Origin of the sequence: Bradyrhizobium sp. ORS 86 (genome assembly GCF_045571475.1) — a bacterium.
Classification (GTDB): Bacteria; Pseudomonadota; Alphaproteobacteria; order Rhizobiales; family Xanthobacteraceae; genus Bradyrhizobium.
This window is the reverse complement of record NZ_CP120699.1, coordinates 1,742,134-1,760,132: the sequence shown is the minus strand read 5'-3', so window position 1 is coordinate 1,760,132 and position 17,999 is coordinate 1,742,134. Positions and strand designations below refer to the sequence as shown.

The 17,999-nt window shown below is 64.3% G+C and carries 13 protein-coding genes and 2 pseudogenes; 6 read left to right on the top strand and 9 right to left on the bottom strand.

What is annotated here, in order from left to right; all coding sequences use genetic code 11:
- The first annotated feature begins 24 nt into the window (after positions 1 to 24).
- From P6U25_RS08085 to P6U25_RS08075, 3 genes are read left to right on the top strand one after another with little or no spacing between them, the layout of a single operon-like run.
- Positions 25 to 948 carry a BadF/BadG/BcrA/BcrD ATPase family protein gene (locus tag P6U25_RS08085; protein ID WP_407150969.1) on the top strand — a complete coding sequence of 308 codons (924 nt, stop codon included), beginning with the start codon at positions 25 to 27 and terminating at the stop codon, positions 946 to 948.
- A 19-nt stretch (positions 949 to 967) separates the two neighbouring features.
- Complete coding sequence (locus P6U25_RS08080) at positions 968 to 1,909, top strand: N-acetylmuramic acid 6-phosphate etherase (RefSeq protein WP_407150968.1); 942 nt, start codon at positions 968 to 970, stop codon at positions 1,907 to 1,909.
- An 11-nt stretch (positions 1,910 to 1,920) separates the two neighbouring features.
- Positions 1,921 to 2,919 (top strand): SIS domain-containing protein, encoded by a 999-nt coding sequence (locus tag P6U25_RS08075; RefSeq protein ID WP_407152461.1) that lies wholly within the window; start codon positions 1,921 to 1,923, stop codon positions 2,917 to 2,919.
- A gap of 58 nt (positions 2,920 to 2,977) precedes the next feature.
- Here the strand turns inward: P6U25_RS08075 and P6U25_RS08070 are convergent, their stop codons facing one another.
- From P6U25_RS08070 to P6U25_RS08030, 9 genes and pseudogenes are all read right to left on the bottom strand, one after another.
- Complete coding sequence (locus tag P6U25_RS08070) at positions 2,978 to 4,210, bottom strand: ABC transporter permease (protein ID WP_407150967.1); 1,233 nt, start codon at positions 4,208 to 4,210, stop codon at positions 2,978 to 2,980.
- Positions 4,211 to 4,233: 23 nt separating this feature from the next.
- Entirely contained in the window at positions 4,234 to 4,929 is a 696-nt protein-coding gene (locus P6U25_RS08065; RefSeq protein WP_407150966.1) for an ABC transporter ATP-binding protein, read from the bottom strand.
- A gap of 28 nt (positions 4,930 to 4,957) precedes the next feature.
- Positions 4,958 to 6,109 carry an efflux RND transporter periplasmic adaptor subunit gene (locus P6U25_RS08060; RefSeq protein WP_407152460.1) on the bottom strand — a complete coding sequence of 384 codons (1,152 nt, stop codon included), beginning with the start codon at positions 6,107 to 6,109 and terminating at the stop codon, positions 4,958 to 4,960.
- 220 nt (positions 6,110 to 6,329) lie between these two features.
- Positions 6,330 to 6,692, bottom strand: coding sequence for a hypothetical protein (locus tag P6U25_RS08055; protein WP_407150965.1), 363 nt, complete (start codon positions 6,690 to 6,692; stop codon positions 6,330 to 6,332).
- Between the two features lie 209 nt (positions 6,693 to 6,901).
- Positions 6,902 to 8,095 (bottom strand): adenylate/guanylate cyclase domain-containing protein, encoded by a 1,194-nt coding sequence (locus P6U25_RS08050; protein ID WP_407150964.1) that lies wholly within the window; start codon positions 8,093 to 8,095, stop codon positions 6,902 to 6,904.
- Positions 8,096 to 8,253: 158 nt separating this feature from the next.
- On the bottom strand, positions 8,254 to 9,564 hold the full coding sequence (locus P6U25_RS08045) for an ArgE/DapE family deacylase (RefSeq protein WP_407150963.1): 1,311 nt from the start codon (positions 9,562 to 9,564) through the stop codon (positions 8,254 to 8,256).
- 28 nt (positions 9,565 to 9,592) lie between these two features.
- Complete coding sequence (locus P6U25_RS08040) at positions 9,593 to 10,909, bottom strand: aspartate aminotransferase family protein (protein ID WP_407150962.1); 1,317 nt, start codon at positions 10,907 to 10,909, stop codon at positions 9,593 to 9,595.
- A gap of 4 nt (positions 10,910 to 10,913) precedes the next feature.
- Positions 10,914 to 11,978, bottom strand: coding sequence for a phosphotransferase (locus P6U25_RS08035; protein ID WP_407150961.1), 1,065 nt, complete (start codon positions 11,976 to 11,978; stop codon positions 10,914 to 10,916).
- A gap of 352 nt (positions 11,979 to 12,330) precedes the next feature.
- Positions 12,331 to 13,392, bottom strand: a pseudogene (locus tag P6U25_RS08030) (MFS transporter); the annotation flags it as partial.
- A 213-nt stretch (positions 13,393 to 13,605) separates the two neighbouring features.
- On the opposite strand from P6U25_RS08030, the gene P6U25_RS08025 reads away from it, so the two are divergent.
- From P6U25_RS08025 to P6U25_RS08015, 3 genes and pseudogenes are all read left to right on the top strand, one after another.
- Positions 13,606 to 14,301: a GntR family transcriptional regulator gene (locus tag P6U25_RS08025; protein ID WP_407152459.1), complete on the top strand. Its 696-nt coding sequence runs from the start codon at positions 13,606 to 13,608 to the stop codon at positions 14,299 to 14,301.
- A 311-nt stretch (positions 14,302 to 14,612) separates the two neighbouring features.
- Positions 14,613 to 15,314: pseudogene (locus P6U25_RS08020) on the top strand (adenylate/guanylate cyclase domain-containing protein); the annotation flags it as partial.
- A gap of 87 nt (positions 15,315 to 15,401) precedes the next feature.
- Positions 15,402 to 17,996, top strand: coding sequence for an ATP-binding protein (locus P6U25_RS08015; RefSeq protein ID WP_407152458.1), 2,595 nt, complete (start codon positions 15,402 to 15,404; stop codon positions 17,994 to 17,996).
- Positions 17,997 to 17,999 lie beyond the last annotated feature (3 nt).

The following is a 17,999-nucleotide window of genomic DNA, read 5'->3' as shown; positions in this document are numbered from 1 at the left end:
CCGAAGTCCTCGCGTTAACATCCGATGGCAACGAAGGGTACCACGTATCTCGGAATTGACGGGGGCGGAACCCGCTGCCGCGCCCGGATTGAAGATGACAAGGGCAGGCTGCTCGGCGAAGCAAGCTCGGGACCTGCCACGACGCGGATTGGCGTCGAAAAGGCCTGGCGCTCCATCATGGAGGCAACCGAAGCGGCCGCCGCACAGGCGGGGCTGGCGCGCGAGGATTTTGCGCAAATGCACGCCGGAATTGGCCTCGCCGGGCTTGGCCGCCGCGGCGCGGAAGCGGCACTCAAAAATATTGCCCATCCCTTTGCGTCCGTTATCTTTATCAGCGACGGCTTAGCGGCCTGTCTCGGCGCCCATAGCGGCGCGAACGGGGCCATCGTGGTGGCCGGCACGGGCTCAGTGGGCGTCGGCCTGATCGACGGCCGCGAAATCCGTCTTGCCGGTTACGGCTTTCCCGTGTCGGACGAGGGCAGCGGTGCCGATATCGGCCTGCAGGTTGTTCGACTGGCGCTGCGGGCCGCGGATCGCCGCAGCGAGCTGACCCCCTTGCTTGCGGAGGTGCTGGGCGCATTCGATCATGATCCGTACCAGGCGGTGGCCTGGTCGGAGGAAGCCAGGGCCACAGACTACGCTGCGTTCGCCCCGATCGTGATGCGGCACGCCAATCAGGGTGACCCGGTCGGCCGTCGCATTGTCGAACGCGCGGCCGATGCCATTGGCGATCTGCTCGATCTGTTCCTGGCGAGAGGAATCGACCGGCTTTCGCTGGTGGGCGGGCTCGCCGATGCCATTGCACCCTGGCTGACACCCGACCTACGCGGCCGCCTGAAGGGTCCCGACGCCGACGCAGCGGCGGGCGCGTTACTGGTTGCGCGAGGGCGGATTGACCTGCCCCAGGGAAAAACTGACCATGAACAAGCTTCAAAGTTCAGCGTTTGATAGCGCATGGATCAACTATATGGCTACCGAGGAAGTTGACCCCCGTTTTGCCGACCTTGATGCATGGCCACTGGCGTCAGCGATGGAAGCCATGTGGGAGGGCCAGCTTGCGGCCGTCGCCGCGATCGGCCATGCCCTTCCCGCGATTACTGCGGCCGCCGACGCGGCCAAGGCCGCGCTGGGCGACCGCGGACGCATCGTGTATGTCGGGGCCGGCACCTCCGGCCGCGTGGCGGTGCAGGACGGCGCCGAGTTGATGCCGACCTTCGCCTGGCCCCGCGAGCGCGTCCGCTTCATCGTCGCCGGCGGAGACAGCGCGTTCGTCACCAGCATCGAGGGGGCGGAGGACGATGTCGATGCTGCGGTTACCCAAATCAATGCCGCGCGGCTTACGCCGCACGACGTGGTGATCGCCGTTGCCGCCAGCGGCACCACACCATTCACGGTCGCGGCACTACAGCAGGCCGGCTCTTTCGGCGCGGTGACGATCGGTATCGCCAACAATCCCGGCACCACGCTACTGGCATCGGCAAATTTTCCGATCTTGATCGAGACCGGCCGCGAGCTGATCGCCGGCTCCACGCGGATGAAGGCGGGCACCGCCCAGAAGGTTGTGCTCAACCTGATCTCCTCAGGGATCATGCTGCGCCTCGGCCGGGTGTATCGCGGCATGATGGTCAACATGCCGCCGACCAATGCCAAGCTGAAGCGGCGTGCCGAGGCGATGGTGGCGCAAATCGCGCACTGCGATCCGCAGCACGCGGCACGCTCGCTTGAACAGGCCGAGGGAGACATCAAGACGGCAGTCCTTCTGGCGTTGGGTGTCGACAGGGATGATGCCGACGCGGTTCTGAAAAGCTGTGACGGCAACCTTCGGCGCGTGTTTGCCGAACTCGCCAAGGGCGATCGACATCCCAAGGTAACGGCGGAGCGCAGGCCAAGCGGAGCAGTCAAGTCGTGACGACATCCGCGATGGCAAACGAAATCGGAGAAAGCGCGGATGTTGTCGCCAGAATTGTCCGTAACCGCGCCGCCACGCGCGACATCGCACGGCGAACTGGAATCGGCTCTGTCCCCCTGTGCGTCGTGTGCGGCCGGGGAAGCTCCGGGCATGCCGGGGTCTTCTTGAGATACCTTGTCGAGACACGCCTTCGCCTTCCGGTTTCAGCCAGCGCTCCCTCTGTGATCACGGCATTCCGCACGCCGTTGATGCTGCGCCACGCGCTGTTCGTCGTGATCTCGCAATCCGGGCGCAGCCCTGATCTTGTCGCGGCCACCAGGTCGGCGCGCATCGCGGGCGCCCGCACCATCGCCATCGTCAACGCGACGTCGTCGCCGGTAGCTGACGAAGCCGAGTTCGTCATTCCGATCGAAGCCGGCCAGGAGCACTCCGTAGCGGCAACCAAGACCGTGATCGGCTCGATGGCAGCCTGCGTCGGACTTGTTGCCGAACTGGCGGAAGATCATGCGCTGCGGTCAGCTCTCGACAAGCTGCCCGAGCGCCTGCACGGCGCGCTGGCACTCGACTGGTCCGTGATCGCCGATGATCTCGCCAGGGCGTCGGCTGTGTTTGTGGCGGCGAGGGGCCTGGGCCTGGGATCGGCGCGGGAGATCGCGCTCAAGCTTTCGGAAATCCTGCGTCTGCCTTCCGTTGGTCTGAGTGCCGCCGAGTTGCAGCATGGGCCGCGTGCCGCGCTATCGTCGCGCACGCCGGTTGTCATGATGCGCCTCATGGATGAAACGGCCGCAACGGTAGATGCACTGGCGGAAGAATTGCGAGAGCAAAAGATCACGCTGCATCTCTGCGGCGGACCGCACGGCTCGCTGCCGTGGCTGCCCGAGGACGAGCCCGCCACCGACCCGATCACGATGCTGGTTCCGGCCTACCGGATGATCGAGCAGACGGCGCGCGCAAGTGGATTTGACCCGGATCGTCCCCCTCGCCTGAGCAAGATCACCGAGACCTTTTAATCGCTGACTATTCGTTGGCTGGTGACCGCGGCTTGAGTTGCCTGACCCGGTTTTCCTCCTATCCCGACCTGAGCAGCGTTGCCGGATCCAACCGCGCGGCCCGCTCGGCGGGCAGAAGACCGAAGCCAATGCCGATGACGCTCGAGCAGGCGATCGCGATCAGCGCCATCCGTTCGTTGACCTCGATCGGCCAGCCGAGCGCCGAGGGGATGACACGAGCGCATGCATAGCCGGCAAGGAGCCCCAACAAGCCGCCGATCGTGCACAGCAGCACCGCTTCCAATAGAAACTGCCAGCGGATGTCTTGTGGCCGGGCGCCAAAGGCCAACCGAATTCCAATCTCATTGATCCGTTCGGTGACCGATACGAGCATGATGTTCATCACGCCGATGCCGCCAACCAGAAGGGAGATTCCCGCAAGCGTGGACACCAGCAAGGTGAATTGTCGATAGGCCCGGTCGTGCGTCTGGGCGACCTGGATAAGGTTCTGAATGCTGAAATCGTCGGACTTGCGCCCCACGATCTTATGACGCTGCCGCAGCACCCGGGCAATCGCCGATTCTGCTGACTGCATCGCCTCAGCGGATTCGGTCTTCACGAGAATCGTATGCACCGCATCCGGGTTGGCCTGGCTGCGCCCGATCGTGAAGATTTTCGCGGATGACAACGGAATGAACATGACGTCGTCCTGGTCTCGGCCTGTGAAGTCCTGGCCTTTCTCGGCAAGCAGTCCGATCACGAGGTAAGAGGCGCGTTCAATGCGCAGGAAATGGCCAAGCGGGTCCCTGCCCTTGAACAGTTCGCGCGCGACGGTGCGGCCGATCACCGCGACCTTTGCAGCCGATGTAACGTGATCATCGTTGAGGAGTTGACCCTCCGCGAGTCTCCAACCTCGCGCTTCGAAGAAATCCGGCGTCACGCCCGCAACCAGAGTCGACCAATTCAAGTCGCCCGATACTGTCGTCTTTTGCTCACCGACAAATGGTGCAGCGATGACAATGTCGGGCACCTCGCGGGCGATCGCCAGCGCATCGGCGCTCGTGAGCGAGAGGATAGTCCCCGCCTGTTGCCGCACGCCGTGTGCGAGCTGCGCGCCAGGCTTCACCAGCAACAGATTCGAGCCAAGCGAATTTATCTGCTCGGAGATTTCGGCACGTGCCCCTTCCGCCACCGCGACCACAATCACGACAGCAGCAACTCCGATGACAATGCCGGTCACGGCGAGAATGGAGCGCAGGATGTGCGCACGCACCGACCGAAACGCCAGATGAACATAGCTGAGCGATCGCATTGGCGGCCCACGCCTGTCAATATTCACGCACTGTCGCAACGTCGGGAGTCGCCAACGACGGCTCCGTCCCGAAGCCTGATCGCGCGCCGCGCGCATGCCGCGACCTCGAGATCGTGGGTCACGAGCACGACGGTGAGCGCGGCGCGCTGCAGCTCGCGGAGGAGCGCGAGAATGGCATCACGCGTGCTTGTGTCGAGTGCCCCGGTCGGCTCATCGGCGAGGAGAAGGTCGGGACCGTTGACGATCGCCCGTGCGATCGCAACCCGCTGCTGCTCGCCTCCCGAGAGCTGGGCCGGCATATGGTGGATCCGGGCGCCGAGACCGACCCGTTCGAGAACGGCACGCGCCGTCGCATCCGGATTTTGCAGCGGTTCGCGTCGATAGAACAGCGGCAACGTGACATTCTCGAGCGCGGTCAGGCGCGGCAGCAAATTGAAATTTTGAAACACGATGCCGATGCGCCGGTTTCGCAGCTCGCTCAGGCGGCTTTTCGACTGCGCAAACACATTTTCGCCGTGCAGAAGATAATGCCCGCGCGTGGGTTGGTCGAGGCAACCCAGGATCGAGAGCAGCGTCGATTTCCCCGATCCGGACGGCCCCACGACGGCGACGAAATCTCCGCGATCGATCTCCAGACAGACATCCGATAACGCGCGAACGGTTTGGTCGCCGAGCCGATGCAGCTTGTGGACGTGATCGAGTGTGACGAGCAGGCTCATACGCTAACCGGCCGGGCGGCTCCCATTGTCAGGGTTTACTCCGGTAACCGACGGCGACCCGCTCGCCGACCTTGAGATCCGGCGACATGATCTGGGTCAGCGAATCTCCGGTAGCGCCCAGTGATACGACGGTGGGCTCGAGATGGCCCGATTTGGCGCGGATCCAGATCAGCCCCTCCCCGGGGGCGTGATTGTCCGGACGGTCACGGGTCGGCCGAAAACTCAGCGCGGCATTGGGAACGACCATCACGTCCTGTTGCTCCTGAACCATGACGCGGACGTCAGCCGTCATCCCCGGAAGCAACAAGCCATCGGGGTTGGGCGCCGAAATCATCACGGTATAGGTCACCACGTTTTGCACCATCTGTGCCGCCTTTCGGATCTCGAGGACGCGGCCTTCGAACGCGCGGCCGGGATAAGAGTCGACGCTGAATAAGGCGCGCTGCCCGGTTTGCACGGCGCCAATGTCGGCCTCGCTGACGGATGCACTCACGCGCATGTCAGAAAGATCGCGCGCGATGGTGAACAATGTCGGCGCCTGCAGGCTTGCAGCCACGGTTTGGCCAAGCTCCACGCTGCGTCGAATCACGATCCCGTCGATCGGAGACTTGATGGTGCTGCGTTCCAGATCGAGCCGGGCCCGTTCGAGTGCGGCGCGCGCCGCCATGACTCCGGCCGCCCGCATCTGCTCGCCTGCCTTGGCGGCGGATGCTTCCGCGGCACGCGAGCGGGCCGCTATCTGTGCGCGCTCGGCATCGCGCTGCGAAACGCTGCCGTTCCTGCTCAGCGTGCTCTTGATCTGAAGATCGCGCAGGGCATCCTCGTGGCGCGCCTGCGCGCCCTCGACGGCGGCCTTGGCCTCCTCGTGCTGGGCCAGCGCGATCGCAAGCGCGGCTTCCGCTTCCCTGACCTGGACTTCAAATGTCGCGGCGTCGAGCGCGGCGAGCGGCTCGCCGGTCCGGACGCGGGAATTGTGGTCAGCCATCAGTTTGGCGACCTGCCCCGAGAGCTGCGAGCTGACCTCGACCGTGTCGACCGCCTCGAGCGTTCCCGAGGCGGTGACATTCTGAACGACGTTGTCGCGCGCGATGCTGACATAGCGCAGATCGTCGCGATTATCCCCGATCGCGGAGCTCGAATTGTCAGGGGCCCACAGCGGATAGGTGACGGCAATCGCCAACGCTCCCAGTGCGACACGCGCCAGAAGGCTTCGAGACAATTTCGGCTGTTTGTCCGTGCGAATGGTGATCTCGCCGCGCTAGCTGATGCGGTGCTCCATTTTTGAGAACAGGCGTGGCCGCCTTTCGTTCTGCTTCACGGGCGGCGCGAGACGGCTCAGAGAACCGAGACGTACGCGCGCCGCCGCGGGATGCGGTCCGAAGCGATCGCTGTCGGCCGGATCAGGGTATGATGACCGCTGTATGCGGACTGTTGGCTGAGGGTGCCACCTTTCCTGCCGTCACCGGCGGAGGGGTCTTCAGGGTGCCGTTGCCGGGATTGGCATTCGTGTTGGGCTGCGTGAAGTGGTGCGTGAGCAACGACCCCATTTCGACCGCCGGGGTTGTGTGATCTGCACCGGACAGCGGGCTTCCCTGACCGGGCACGGTGTCGGCCGACCGTCCATTGGTTTTGACGAACGGGTTGCTGGAGGTCGTCGTCAGGCCGCCAGCACCTACCGCCGTGAACAGGTGGTCGGAGGCCTGGCTGGGGCACGTGCCCGCAAGCAATGATACGCCTGCTGCGATGATTGCGAGTCTTCTCATCATCAACTCCTCTTCGTTTGCGTTCGCCAAGGCGCAAAGCCGGTCGGCTGCGCCGAACGCTTGAATGCAGTTGATCTCCAGCAGTTCCTAAATTTTTCGGAGAATGACGCGCGATGTTCGCGATCATGAGTGAGTTAGTTTCTGACAGAGAAGTCAGAATCGTAGAAATAGCGGACGGTCCTTTGCCGTCATCTGGTCGAGATTCACCGCTAATATGCAAACAGCTCGATCGGGTCACTGAAGCCGCGCACCGGAAATTCGCCGACGCGTTCGAGCTCGAAATCGCTTGCCACCAGGTCGGCAAATGCGCGGGACAGCAGCACCGTTCGTCCCACCTGCTTGGTGAGGGTCTCGAGGCGCGAAGCCATGTTGACCGCGGGGCCGATGACGGTGAAGTCGAGCCGCGTCCGCGAACCGATATTGCCGTACATGACGTCTCCGACGTGGACGCCGATGCCGAAGTTCAGCGGCGCGCCACCGGCCTCACGGCTCTTCGCGTTCAGGGCGGCCATGGCCTGACGCGCCTCGGTCACGGCATGCAGCAGGTTTGCACAGGCCGACGGCTCGCTGAGCGGAAAGATGGCAAGCAGACCGTCGCCCATGAATTTCAGGATCTCGCCGCCGTGTCGCGCGATTGGCTCCGACATCGCGTCGAAATAGTCATTCAGCAGACCGATGACGTCGTCCCGCGGCCAACTGTCGGAGATCCGGGTGAAATCACGCAGGTCGCAGATCATGATCGCGGCACGCACCGTGGTCCCGCTTCCGCGCCTTGTGGCGCCGGCCAGGATGAGCTCGCCCGCATGCGAGCCGACATAGGTTTCGAGCAGCGTGCGGGCCATCCGGTTCTTCATGCGGATTTCGCTGACCATCGACAGGATCGGCATCACGCGCAACAGGCCCGCAATATGCGCGTCGTCGAAGCCGCCGGGCCGGTCTGTTGAGAACGCCACCGCATGCCGCTTTCCGAGCGTATGGTGCATCGGCCACGCCACATAATCGGTCAGGCCCTTCGAGCGCAACTCGTCATAGACGCCATGCTTGCGGCCGAGCGCCGGATCGCGTTCGAGATTCTCCCGGATCTCGCTGGCGCCGTCCTGGATCTCCGCAACCGGGCTGCCGATATATTCGGGTCGCTGCCTGACGTCGTAATCGACCCGCGTAATCGTGGCCTCCCGTATCCCGTGGACCCACAGGATCCGGGCGCCGAGCCATTGGGGGTGCTGGATCAGGAGATGGAGGGACGCCCGCTTGATCGGAATTCCCGCGCGCTGCAGCCGGACACACAACTCGGCGAAGATATTGTCGACGAAGCGCTCCTCGCGCGTCTCATTGGTCAGCCAGTGCACAACGTCGCTGTCTGAATCCCTGGGGGCGGAATCGATATTTGGCGGCGCATTCATACCCTGCTCCTGAGCGGTGACCCGGATCCGGCGGTACCGACTATGTCGTGCTCCCGCTGGGCGACGTCAACACATTCCGCCGCGATTGTGCGCATCAGGTTGCCGGGACGCCGACGGCCGACGGCCCCCGAACGCCGCCGGCCGGTGAGCGTGACGCCCTACCGGCGGGCCTCGCTGTCCATCGCCTCGAGGCCACACCAATCGGCGATGAACAGCGCCAACGTTTTCGTCACCTTGCGCAGCGATTCCAGATCGACGCATTCGTCGAACGCATGAGGATTGCGGCAGTAGGGCCCGTAGACCAGCGTCGGACAATCCGCATAGAGTCCGAAGAAGCGCGCATCGGTGGTGGCCGCGAAGGCGTGCTCCTTGAGCTCGGCGCCCCAGACCTCGGCATGGCAGCGGCGCAGCACGGCCTCCTGCTGCTCGGCATCGACCAGATGATAGCCCTCCGCCATGAAGCCGGGATAGGAAATCCGCGGCGGGTGCGTCGCGAGGAATGGATTGCGCGCCGACACATCGGCGATGAACTGCTCGAACTCGGCGCAGGCGTTCGCCGGGGACTGGCCGGGATACACCGCGACCCGCACCTCGAAGGCGCAGGCCGATGGCGCGCTCGATGTCCACTCACCGCCTTCGATGCGGCCGACGTTGAAGTTGATCGGATGGGGATGGTTCTGGAATGGCGGATAGTCGTCCTTCCGCGCATTCCAGCGCGTCTCGAGCTCACCGAGCGCCTGGATCAGCTCGATGGCATTGTTGATCGCGCCGGCTCCCTTGCCGAAGTCGCCGGAGGCATGGCCCGGCGCGCCGGCGACCTCGACCCGGATCCAGATCGGGCCAATCTGTCCGCGCAACAGCTTCGGCTCCAGTGGCTCCGGGATGAAGGCGGCATCGGCCGTATAGCCGCGCACGACGCAGGCGAGCGCGCCGTTGCCGGTGCACTCCTCCTCGACCACGGACTGCACGTGTACCGTGGCGGCGGGTTGCAGCCCGAGGCGTTGCAGCGCCTTCAGCGCGAACAGGTTGGCCGTGAGCCCCGACTTCATGTCGCCGGCGCCACGGCCATACATCCAGCCGTCCTTGATCACGGGCTCATAGGGACCGTAGGTCCATGAGGTCGCAACGCCGGTCGGCACCACGTCGATGTGGCCGTTGAGGATCAGCGAACGGCCGGTGGCGGCTTTCGGGCGGTGGGTGCCGACCACGTTCCACGACTTGTCGTAGGAGATCGAGACCGGCGAGAAACCTGGGTGATCGCGCATGCTGTCGGCGTCGATCACCCACTTGTCGATCGCAAGTCCGAGCCCGGCCATCGCATCCGCCATGACGTCCTGGGCGGCCGCTTCCTCGCCGCGCTGCGAGGGAATGCGGACGAGCTGCTGCAGGAACTGCACCTGCTCGTCGAACAGGGCATCGACCGCGGCAACAATTTGCGTGGTCCGGGCGGGGTCGTGTTTCGCACTCACGGGAGAAATTTCCTCTCGACTCTTGTCACTACAGTGAAGCCAGCACGTCGCGCAGCGCCGCGATTAGGGTGTCCGCGTTGTCGCGCGAGAACACCAGCGGCGGACGGACCTTGAGCACGTTGGCATTCGGCCCTGAGGCGCTGATCAGAACGCGGCGCTCCCGCAGGCCGTTGACCAACCGCGCCGTTGTCGCCGCATCCGGCGTTTTCGCCGAGGGATCAGTGACGATCTCGACGCCGATGAACAGGCCGGCGCCGCGCACGTCGCCGATCTGCGGGAAGTCGCGGCCGAGTTGCCGCAGTCCCTGGCGCATATAGGCACCGACATCGGCGGCGTTCGCCTGCAACCCTTCATCCCTGATGATGTCGAGCACGGCCATGCCGGCCGCGGCCGCTACGGGATTGCCGCCGAAGGTGTTGAAATAGCGTGCCTGCTCACCGAACTCGGCCACGACCTCCGGCCGAACGACGACGCCGGACATCGGATAGCCGTTGCCCATCGGCTTGCCGATCGTGACCATGTCGGGCGCAACGCCGTGGCGCAGGAAGCCCCACATCGCATCGCCGGTGCGGCCGAAGCCGGGCTGCACTTCGTCGGCGATGAAGAGACCGCCGGCCGCGTGGATGGCGTCGACCGCGGGCTTCAGGAAGCCCTTGGGCTCGGCCACCACGCCGTCGCTGGAGAAGATCGTATCGACGATCAAAAGCGCCGGCTTGATGCCATGCCGCTCGAGATCGGCGATCGCGGCGCGCACGTCGCGCCCGAAGCGCTCCGCCATGTCGCCCGGCGCCGTACGGTAGGAATCGGGCGCCGGCACGGTCCTGACATGGCCGCCGAGATGCACGAACTCGCCAAGCGACGGCGAGAATTCGGCAACGGCGCTGGTCAGGCCGTGATAGGCAAGGCTCGTCACGATGATGCCGGTGCCGCCGGTGACGTGGCGGGCAATGCGCACCGCGAGATCATTGGCCTCGCTGCCCGTGCAGGCGAACATCACCTGGCTCAGCGCGGTAGGGAACGTCGCCGTCAGCGCCTCGGCATAGGAGATGATGGATTCGTGCAGATAGCGCGTGTGGGTATTGAGGATGCCGGTCTGCCGGGTGATCGCCTCGACCACACGTGGATGGCAGTGCCCCATCGAAGCGACGTTATTGTAGGCGTCGAGATATTTATTGCCGCTCGCATCGTAGAGCCAGACGCCCTCACCCTTCACGATGTGCAGCGGTCTCTCATAGAACAGCCGGTAGGCGGTGCCGAGCACGCGCTGCCGCCGCTCGATCAGACGCTGCTCTTCCGGATTGAGCCGGGCGAAGTCCTCGGGAGTGAAGGCGTTGACCATGGCCATGTGCTTAACCCTCGCAATTGGATGAGACGAACCGCTCGAGATCGGACGCGGACAATCCGGACAGACGCTGCAGGCCCTGCCAGGCAGCGTGATGATTTCGCAGGATGTAATCCTTGTTGTCGGGCCGGCTCGCGGCCCGCCATTCCGAGATGATGATCGACATCGCCACCCGTGCCTTGATCAGGACCGGAAGCACGTGGACCTCATCAGCCTCGAGCCGCGTCACAGTGCTGTAGCCGCGCAGGATCGCGCCCGCGAGGTCCTGCCAATCGTCGGTCGCCAGGTGATAGGCCAGTGCCACTGCGAGATCATTGACGCGCGGCGCAAACACCATGTCGCCGAAATCGATGATTCCCGCGATCTCCAGCGGCGATGTCGCATCGACCAGGATGTTGTAGGGATTGAAGTCGTTGTGGATGATCTGATGCGGCAGCGAGCCCGCCACCGGTGGAATCTCTCGCGCAAATGCATCGAGCACGCCGCGCACGAATGGTTGCCGTTCCCCGCCGACATGGCCGACGAGGTCGGCAAGATCGAGGGTGTGGCTGATGTCCCAGAGCAGCTTGCCGGCGGGCGGACGCCCCTGGAAGCCGGCGAGCCCCCGACCGAGCACCGCCAATACACGACCAAGATCGTGGTTGCGGGCGCTCGATGCCGGCAAACGGTAGAGCAGGTCGCCATCAAGATAGCTGAGCAGGCGCACCTTCCGGATCGCACCGCCTGCCACCGGCAGATCGTGGCCGCACACGCCCTGCAGGGTGGGAATCAGCCGCGGCACCGGGACATCCGGGGCCGTCGCCTCCAGATGCATCAGCGCGCCGTCCTGAAACGCCAGCGACGCCGGATCTTCGACGGGGTTGGCGATCTTGAGCACGTAGGCATCATCCGTCGCGGCGACGAATTTGAAGGTTTCGTCACGCTCGCTCGACAACCGGGTCACCGAACCGGACAGGCCGTAGATCCGCGCGACCAGGGCCTCCACCTCGGCGAGCGGCAGCAGCGTCCAGTGCGACGACAGCACGTCGCCGGCCGAAGCGCGAGATTCGCTCTGGATCGCCACGTCATTCATTCCGGCATTCCGACATACAATCATTAGGCTGTGACATGCGCTCGCGCGGCAGCCACGACAGGCTGCCGCGAATGCTGCCTGAGAGTCCAGTCTAGCCGTTGACGGCGTAGACGGAACGATCCGCCCGGCCGAGCGCGACCTTCGTGGCGGCGGCTTCATCCTCGACCGGCAGGAACCAGATCGACAGGAATGCCCCGGCGGCAATGAGCGCGAACAGCGCGGCCAGCGGCCCCCACTGGACGCCATAGGCGTGCGCCAGCCAGACACCGACCAGCGGCGTGGTGCCACCGAAGATCGCACCGCAGAGCTGGAAGCTCAGCGAAATGCCGGTGTAGCGCATGCGCACCGGAAATGCCCGCGGCAAATAAGAGGCGATCACCGCGTAGTAGGCGCCAATCAGAAAGGTCGCAACCAGGATGCCGATCGCAATATTCGCAACACTGCCCGACACCACCAGCATCATCATCGGAGCCGACCAGAGACAGGCCGCGCCGGTCGTCAGCAACAGCAGGCGTCGCTCGCCGATCCTCGTGGCAATATACGAACCGACCGGGAATGAAGCGAGTTCGACGATGCCGACCCAGGAGATGATATCGAGGATCTGGCTGCGCTGGATGTTCAGATAGGTCGTCGTGTAGCTGATCATCAGCGTGGTGATGAAATAGAACCCGGCGATGCCGAGCAGGCTCAGGCCGATGCCGAGCACCACCGCTCTCTTCCTGGTCTTCAGCACCTCGCGGACCGGAACGACGTCGTGGGACGGCGCCTTGTTGAGTTGCGCGAGCATCTCGGGGCTTTCATTGACGCCGGCACGGATGATGAAGGCCACGATCACAAGCACGCCGCTGAGGATGAACGGAATGCGCCAGCCCCAGGACTGAAAGTCCTGTTGGGGCAGCGCGGACACCGCGCGAAACGCGAGCGTCGCCAGGATGAGACCGATTGGGCTGCCGTATTGCGGCGCGGACGCCAGGAACGTCCGCCATTTTGCCGGTGCGTGCTCGGTGGCAATCAGCACCGCGCCACCCCATTCGCCGCCGACGGCGACGCCCTGAACCAAACGCAGCAGCACGAGCATGACCGCGGCCATGATGCCGATGGAATGGAAGCTCGGCAGGATACCGATCAGCGTGGTCGCGATGCCCATTACGGCCAGCGTGATGATCAGGCTCTTCTTGCGGCCGACCTTGTCACCGAGATGCCCGAAGATCAGCGCGCCGAACGGCCGCGCCACGAAGCCGACGGCAAACGTCGCCAGCGAAGCCAGAACGCCCATGAAGGGATCTTTGGTGGCGAAGAACACGTCGCCGAACACCAGCGCGGCGGCCGTTCCATAAATGTAGAAGTCGTACCACTCGATGGCGGTCCCGAGAAACGCGGCCAATGCCGCCCTGATCGGCTGTCGCTCAACCATGCCCCTGTTCCTTCTCCCCAGTTCGTGCGCGGGTTTTGAACGTGTGATCTCCGGCGGTTCCTTCGTATTCATTTGATGCATGATGCGTCAAGATCATTTTGATGCATCAAACATCAGCATGCTGGTTACGAAACAGGCGGGCTGATATAGCTTGGGACGTTGAATCGTGACCGGGCTGATACGTCGCGAGATAGGGAACCCCTTGTGAAGGACATGTTTTTACAGGTCGACCGCAGCAGCCTGTACGAGACCGTGTACTCGCAGATTGCCCTTGCCCTGATCGAGGGGCAGCTCCAGCCGGACGACAAGGTCCGGATCCGGGCCCTCGCCGATCAGCTTGGCGTCAGCGTCACGCCGGTGCGCGACGCCCTGCTCCGTCTCGTCAAGGAACGGGCGCTTGAAATGCGCGGGCTGAAGGACATCCGCGTCCCGCGGATGCGCGTCGATCAGTTGCAGGAGGTGCGGCTGATCCGGCTACGCTTGGAAGGCCTCGCCGCCCAGCTCGCCGCCTCGCGCATCGACCGCACCTCGGAGGTGATGCTGACGCGCATCCTCGAGGAGAACGAGGAGGCGCGGACCAAGGGCGATACTGTCACCGCCATCAAGCTCAACCGTCTGTTTCACTCCAAGATCGCCGAAATCGCCGGCCTGCCCGTGCTGCACGACATGATCGAGAACATGTGGCTGCGGATGGGCCCGCTGATCGCGGCAGTCTATGTCTCTGGCGGACGGCCCATGATCGCCTATCACTACGAGATCCTCGGCGCGCTCCGGAAGCGCGACCCTGCGGCCGCCGAAGCCGCCATCCAGGCCGACATCAATGCCACAGCGGAAATCCTGCTGCAGTCCGGGCTTCTGCTGTCGAACGAGCCGGCGACAAATCACGCGGGATTGAAGGCGTTGGCTTGACGCCATACCCGCAACCACGGCCTTCCTCACAAGCGCGAATTGCGCAGCAGGACCTTCGGGTCCGGCCCGCTACAGATATTGTCGTGGCGCCTTACCGAGCTCACGCTTGAACATCGCAACGAAAGCTGTCGAGCGGACGACGCGCGCGACGGAGTCATTACCGACGGTATTCTGAGGTGCGATTGCTGCATCCGCAGCCGCAGGAGGCCTCCGTATTTCCGCGGCTCCCCTGGGCCCCTTTGTACCGTCAGCAGGGGCATTCCCAAGTCGGTTGATCTCGCCGGACCACTTATCCACTGGACTTCCGCGAGATGTTGGAAGACCTTAGCGTGTGGTGGCAGGAAGTGGTCATGGACGTTGTCGAGTGGCTGCGAGGCCTAGGTCTTGAGCAATATGAGACCGCGTTTCGCGAAGCGGAAATCGGATTCGACGTTCTGCCTGACCTCACCGACGCCGATCTTGTCGAATTGGGCGTATCGCTTGGCAACCGCAAGCGTCTATTGAGGGCGATCGCCGCCCTGCGCAGAGCGCCGGTGCCGACAGGCGAGCCGGGCCCGGATGAAGCCGAACGCCGCCAATTGACCGTGATGTTCTGCGATCTCGTGGGATCGACCGAGATTTCAGCGCGGCTCGATCCCGAAGACATGCGCGACGTGATCCGTGCTTATCAGGATGCGTGCTCGGGGGCGATCGCCCGCTACGACGGCTTCGTGGCACGTTTCATGGGCGACGGCATCCTCGCCTATTTCGGCTTCCCGCGCGCGCATGAGGATGAAGCCGAGCGCGCAATCAGGTCGGGCCTCGATATCGTCGACGCCGTCGCAAAGCTGGAAACGCCGGCGCGACGCAAGCTCGCGGTGCGGATCGGCATCGCCACCGGCATTGTCGTGGTCGGCGATCTCATCGGACACGGTCCCGGTCAGGAACGGGACGTCGTTGGCGAGACGCCGAATCTGGCGGCGCGGCTGCAGACACTGGCGGCGCCGGGCACCGTGGTGATCGCGGAAGCCACCATGCGATTGATCGGCAGGACTTTCGATCTGGCGCCACTCGGCGTTCACGCGCTCAAAGGATTCGAAACGCCGGTCCCGGTCTGGTCGGTGCTGCGCGACGCCCAGACCAGCACCCGCTTCGAAGCGTTCCGATCGCAGGGGCTTTCGCCCATGGTCAACCGCGAGCAGGAGACGGCGCTGCTGCGGGACCGCTGGCGACGCTCGCAGAACGGTGAAGGGCATGTGGTCCTCGTCTCGGGCGAAGCGGGAATCGGAAAGTCGCGCATCGTGGCCACGCTCGCCGAACACGCCGCCGCATCGCCCCATGTCGCAATCCGCTATCAATGCTCGCCGCATCATGTAAACAATGCGCTCTATCCGATCTTGAGTGAAATCGGGCGCGCGGCGGGATTGGTCGACGACGAACCGCCGACGGTGAAGCTCGACAAGATCGAAGACATGCTTGTGCACCATGGGCTCGACGCTCGCGAGTACGCACCGATCCTTGGCGGGGCGCTCTCGATCCCCGCGGCTGACCGTTACGCCCCGATCGATCTGACAGCGGCGGAACTGAAGGAACGCACGATCTCGGCACTGGTCGTGCTCTTCACAGCAAGAGCCCGGCGCGTCCCTGCGCTTGCACTGCTCGAAGACGCGCATTGGATCGACCCGACGTCGCTCATCGTACTGGGACGCCTGTTCGAACAGGTGCCGGCCTTGAGCGCGCTCATCGTCGTCACCGCCCGCCCAGAATTCATCTCTCCCTGGGAAAACCAGGCGAATCTGTCCGTCCTGAATCTCAGCCCGCTGCCAAAGGACGAAACGACTGCCATCGTTCACGGCGTGGCCGGGGGGAAAACGCTGCCGGCGCAAATCCTGGAAGAGATCATCGTCAAGACCGACGGCGTGCCGCTGTTTGTCGAAGAGCTGACAAAAACCGTGATGGAGTCCGGTCTGCTTCGCGAAGACGGCGACTCTTATCAGCTCGTTTCGGGACGAACGCCGATCGCGATCCCGTCGACCCTCCAGGACTCACTGTTGGCCCGGCTGGACCGGCTCAATTCGGTGAAGGATATCGCCCAGATCGGCGCGGCGATCGGCCGCGAATTTTCGCACCGTCTGCTCGAGGAAGTCTCGAGCATGCGCGGTGCGGCGCTCATGGACGCACTCGACAAGCTGATCGCCGCCAACATCATCCACCGCAGCGGTGATCCGCCCGAAGCCGTCTACACTTTCAAACACGCTCTGCTGCGCGACTCGGCCTATCAGCTCATGATCCGCGGACGACGCCGCGACGTGCATCGCAGCATCGTCAGCACCCTCGAGACACGGTTTCCGCAGATCGTCGAAACCCAGCCCGAGATTGCGGCGATGCATCACGAGCACGGCGGCAACCCGGCACGCGCCGCCGATTATTATCGGCTCGCCGGCGGCCGCGCTGCGGCGCGTTCGGCCAACGTCGAAGCCCTCGCCTATCTGAATGACGGACTGCGCGTCATCGAGACACTGCCACCCGGCACCGAGCGCGACCGGCTGGAGTTGCAGGTGCAATTGCAGCGCGCGGGAGCCCTGCGCGGCACCAAGGGCTATTCCGCGCCGGAAACCGGCGAGGCCATCAGCCGCGCCTACACGCTGAGCCAGAGTGTCGGCGAGCCGGCGCAATTGCTGCTGACGCTCGCCGGCCTCTATGCCTACCACCTCGTCCATTCCGAGACGATTCGGGCGGGAGAGGTCGCCGAGGAACTGCTGACCCTCGCGCGGCAGCAGGGCGACACCAACTACATCATGATCGGGCTGCGCAGCATCGGATGCGTTCAGTTTCAGCTCGGATACCAACCTGCCGCGCTCGAACACTTCGAGCAATCGCTGTCGCTATACGATCCCGTGGCGCATGGTCCGCTCGCTTCCTCCTTTGGATTGGATCACAAGGAGGTCGCGGCCTCGTTCCGCTCGACCACGCTCTGGCTGCTCGGGCGGCCCGCTCAGGCGGAGGCCTCGCAACAGGAGGCTCTGTCTCATGCCGAGAGCCTGAAGCACCTGCCCAGCATTTGCCAAGCGCTGATCTACAGCGCGCTGCTTCGCGTGCTGGCGCGCGACCACCCCGGCGTCATCGAATCGGCCACTCAAGGGATCCATCTGGCCCGGCGTCTGTCGTTCGACCTGATGGAGCACGGCGCGAGCTTCTTCCTCGCCGCCGCGCGGCGCGGGCAGGTGCCGCCGGACGAATTGTTGCCGGAGATGCTGCGCGCTGCCGAGCTGTGGTGGGCGACGGGTGCCCGCCAGTACCAGGGCTATGTCCTGACTGTGATCGCGGAAACCTATCTCGACGCGAACCAGCCTGAGAAAGGCTTATCGATCGTGGCACAGGGCAAGGAGTTGCTCGAGGCAACTGACGAGCGATGGGCCGAAGCCGAGCTCTATCGCGTGGAAGGCATGTTGCTGCTCGCATTGCCGGAGCGGCGGATTGCCGAGTGCGAAGCCTGCTTGCGCAAGGCAATCGCCATCGCGCGCGACCACGCAGCGCTGGCATGGGAGTTGCGTGCCTCGGTCGATCTGGCTCGCCTGCTGGGCGAGCTGGGACGCGCCGCCGAAGGCAAGGCGCTCGTGGAGGCGGTTTATCGCCGTTTCGACGAGGGATTCGACAGCGTCGACCTTGCCGCCGCGCGCGCGATCCTGATGCCGCAGACCTCCTCCATCGCCTGACCG

Bases quoted from the DNA above. Each gene is read 5' to 3' on its own strand.
- P6U25_RS08085 (WP_407150969.1), top strand. From the start codon at position 25: ATGGCAACGAAGGGTACCACGTATCTCGGAATTGACGGGGGCGGAACC.
- P6U25_RS08070 (WP_407150967.1), bottom strand. From the start codon at position 4,210: ATGCGATCGCTCAGCTATGTTCATCTGGCGTTTCGGTCGGTGCGTGCG.
- P6U25_RS08080 (WP_407150968.1), top strand. From the start codon at position 968: ATGGCTACCGAGGAAGTTGACCCCCGTTTTGCCGACCTTGATGCATGG.
- P6U25_RS08050 (WP_407150964.1), bottom strand. From the start codon at position 8,095: ATGAATGCGCCGCCAAATATCGATTCCGCCCCCAGGGATTCAGACAGC.
- P6U25_RS08055 (WP_407150965.1), bottom strand. From the start codon at position 6,692: ATGAGAAGACTCGCAATCATCGCAGCAGGCGTATCATTGCTTGCGGGC.
- P6U25_RS08025 (WP_407152459.1), top strand. From the start codon at position 13,606: ATGTTTTTACAGGTCGACCGCAGCAGCCTGTACGAGACCGTGTACTCG.
- P6U25_RS08035 (WP_407150961.1), bottom strand. From the start codon at position 11,978: ATGAATGACGTGGCGATCCAGAGCGAATCTCGCGCTTCGGCCGGCGAC.
- P6U25_RS08075 (WP_407152461.1), top strand. From the start codon at position 1,921: ATGGCAAACGAAATCGGAGAAAGCGCGGATGTTGTCGCCAGAATTGTC.
- P6U25_RS08040 (WP_407150962.1), bottom strand. From the start codon at position 10,909: ATGGCCATGGTCAACGCCTTCACTCCCGAGGACTTCGCCCGGCTCAAT.
- P6U25_RS08065 (WP_407150966.1), bottom strand. From the start codon at position 4,929: ATGAGCCTGCTCGTCACACTCGATCACGTCCACAAGCTGCATCGGCTC.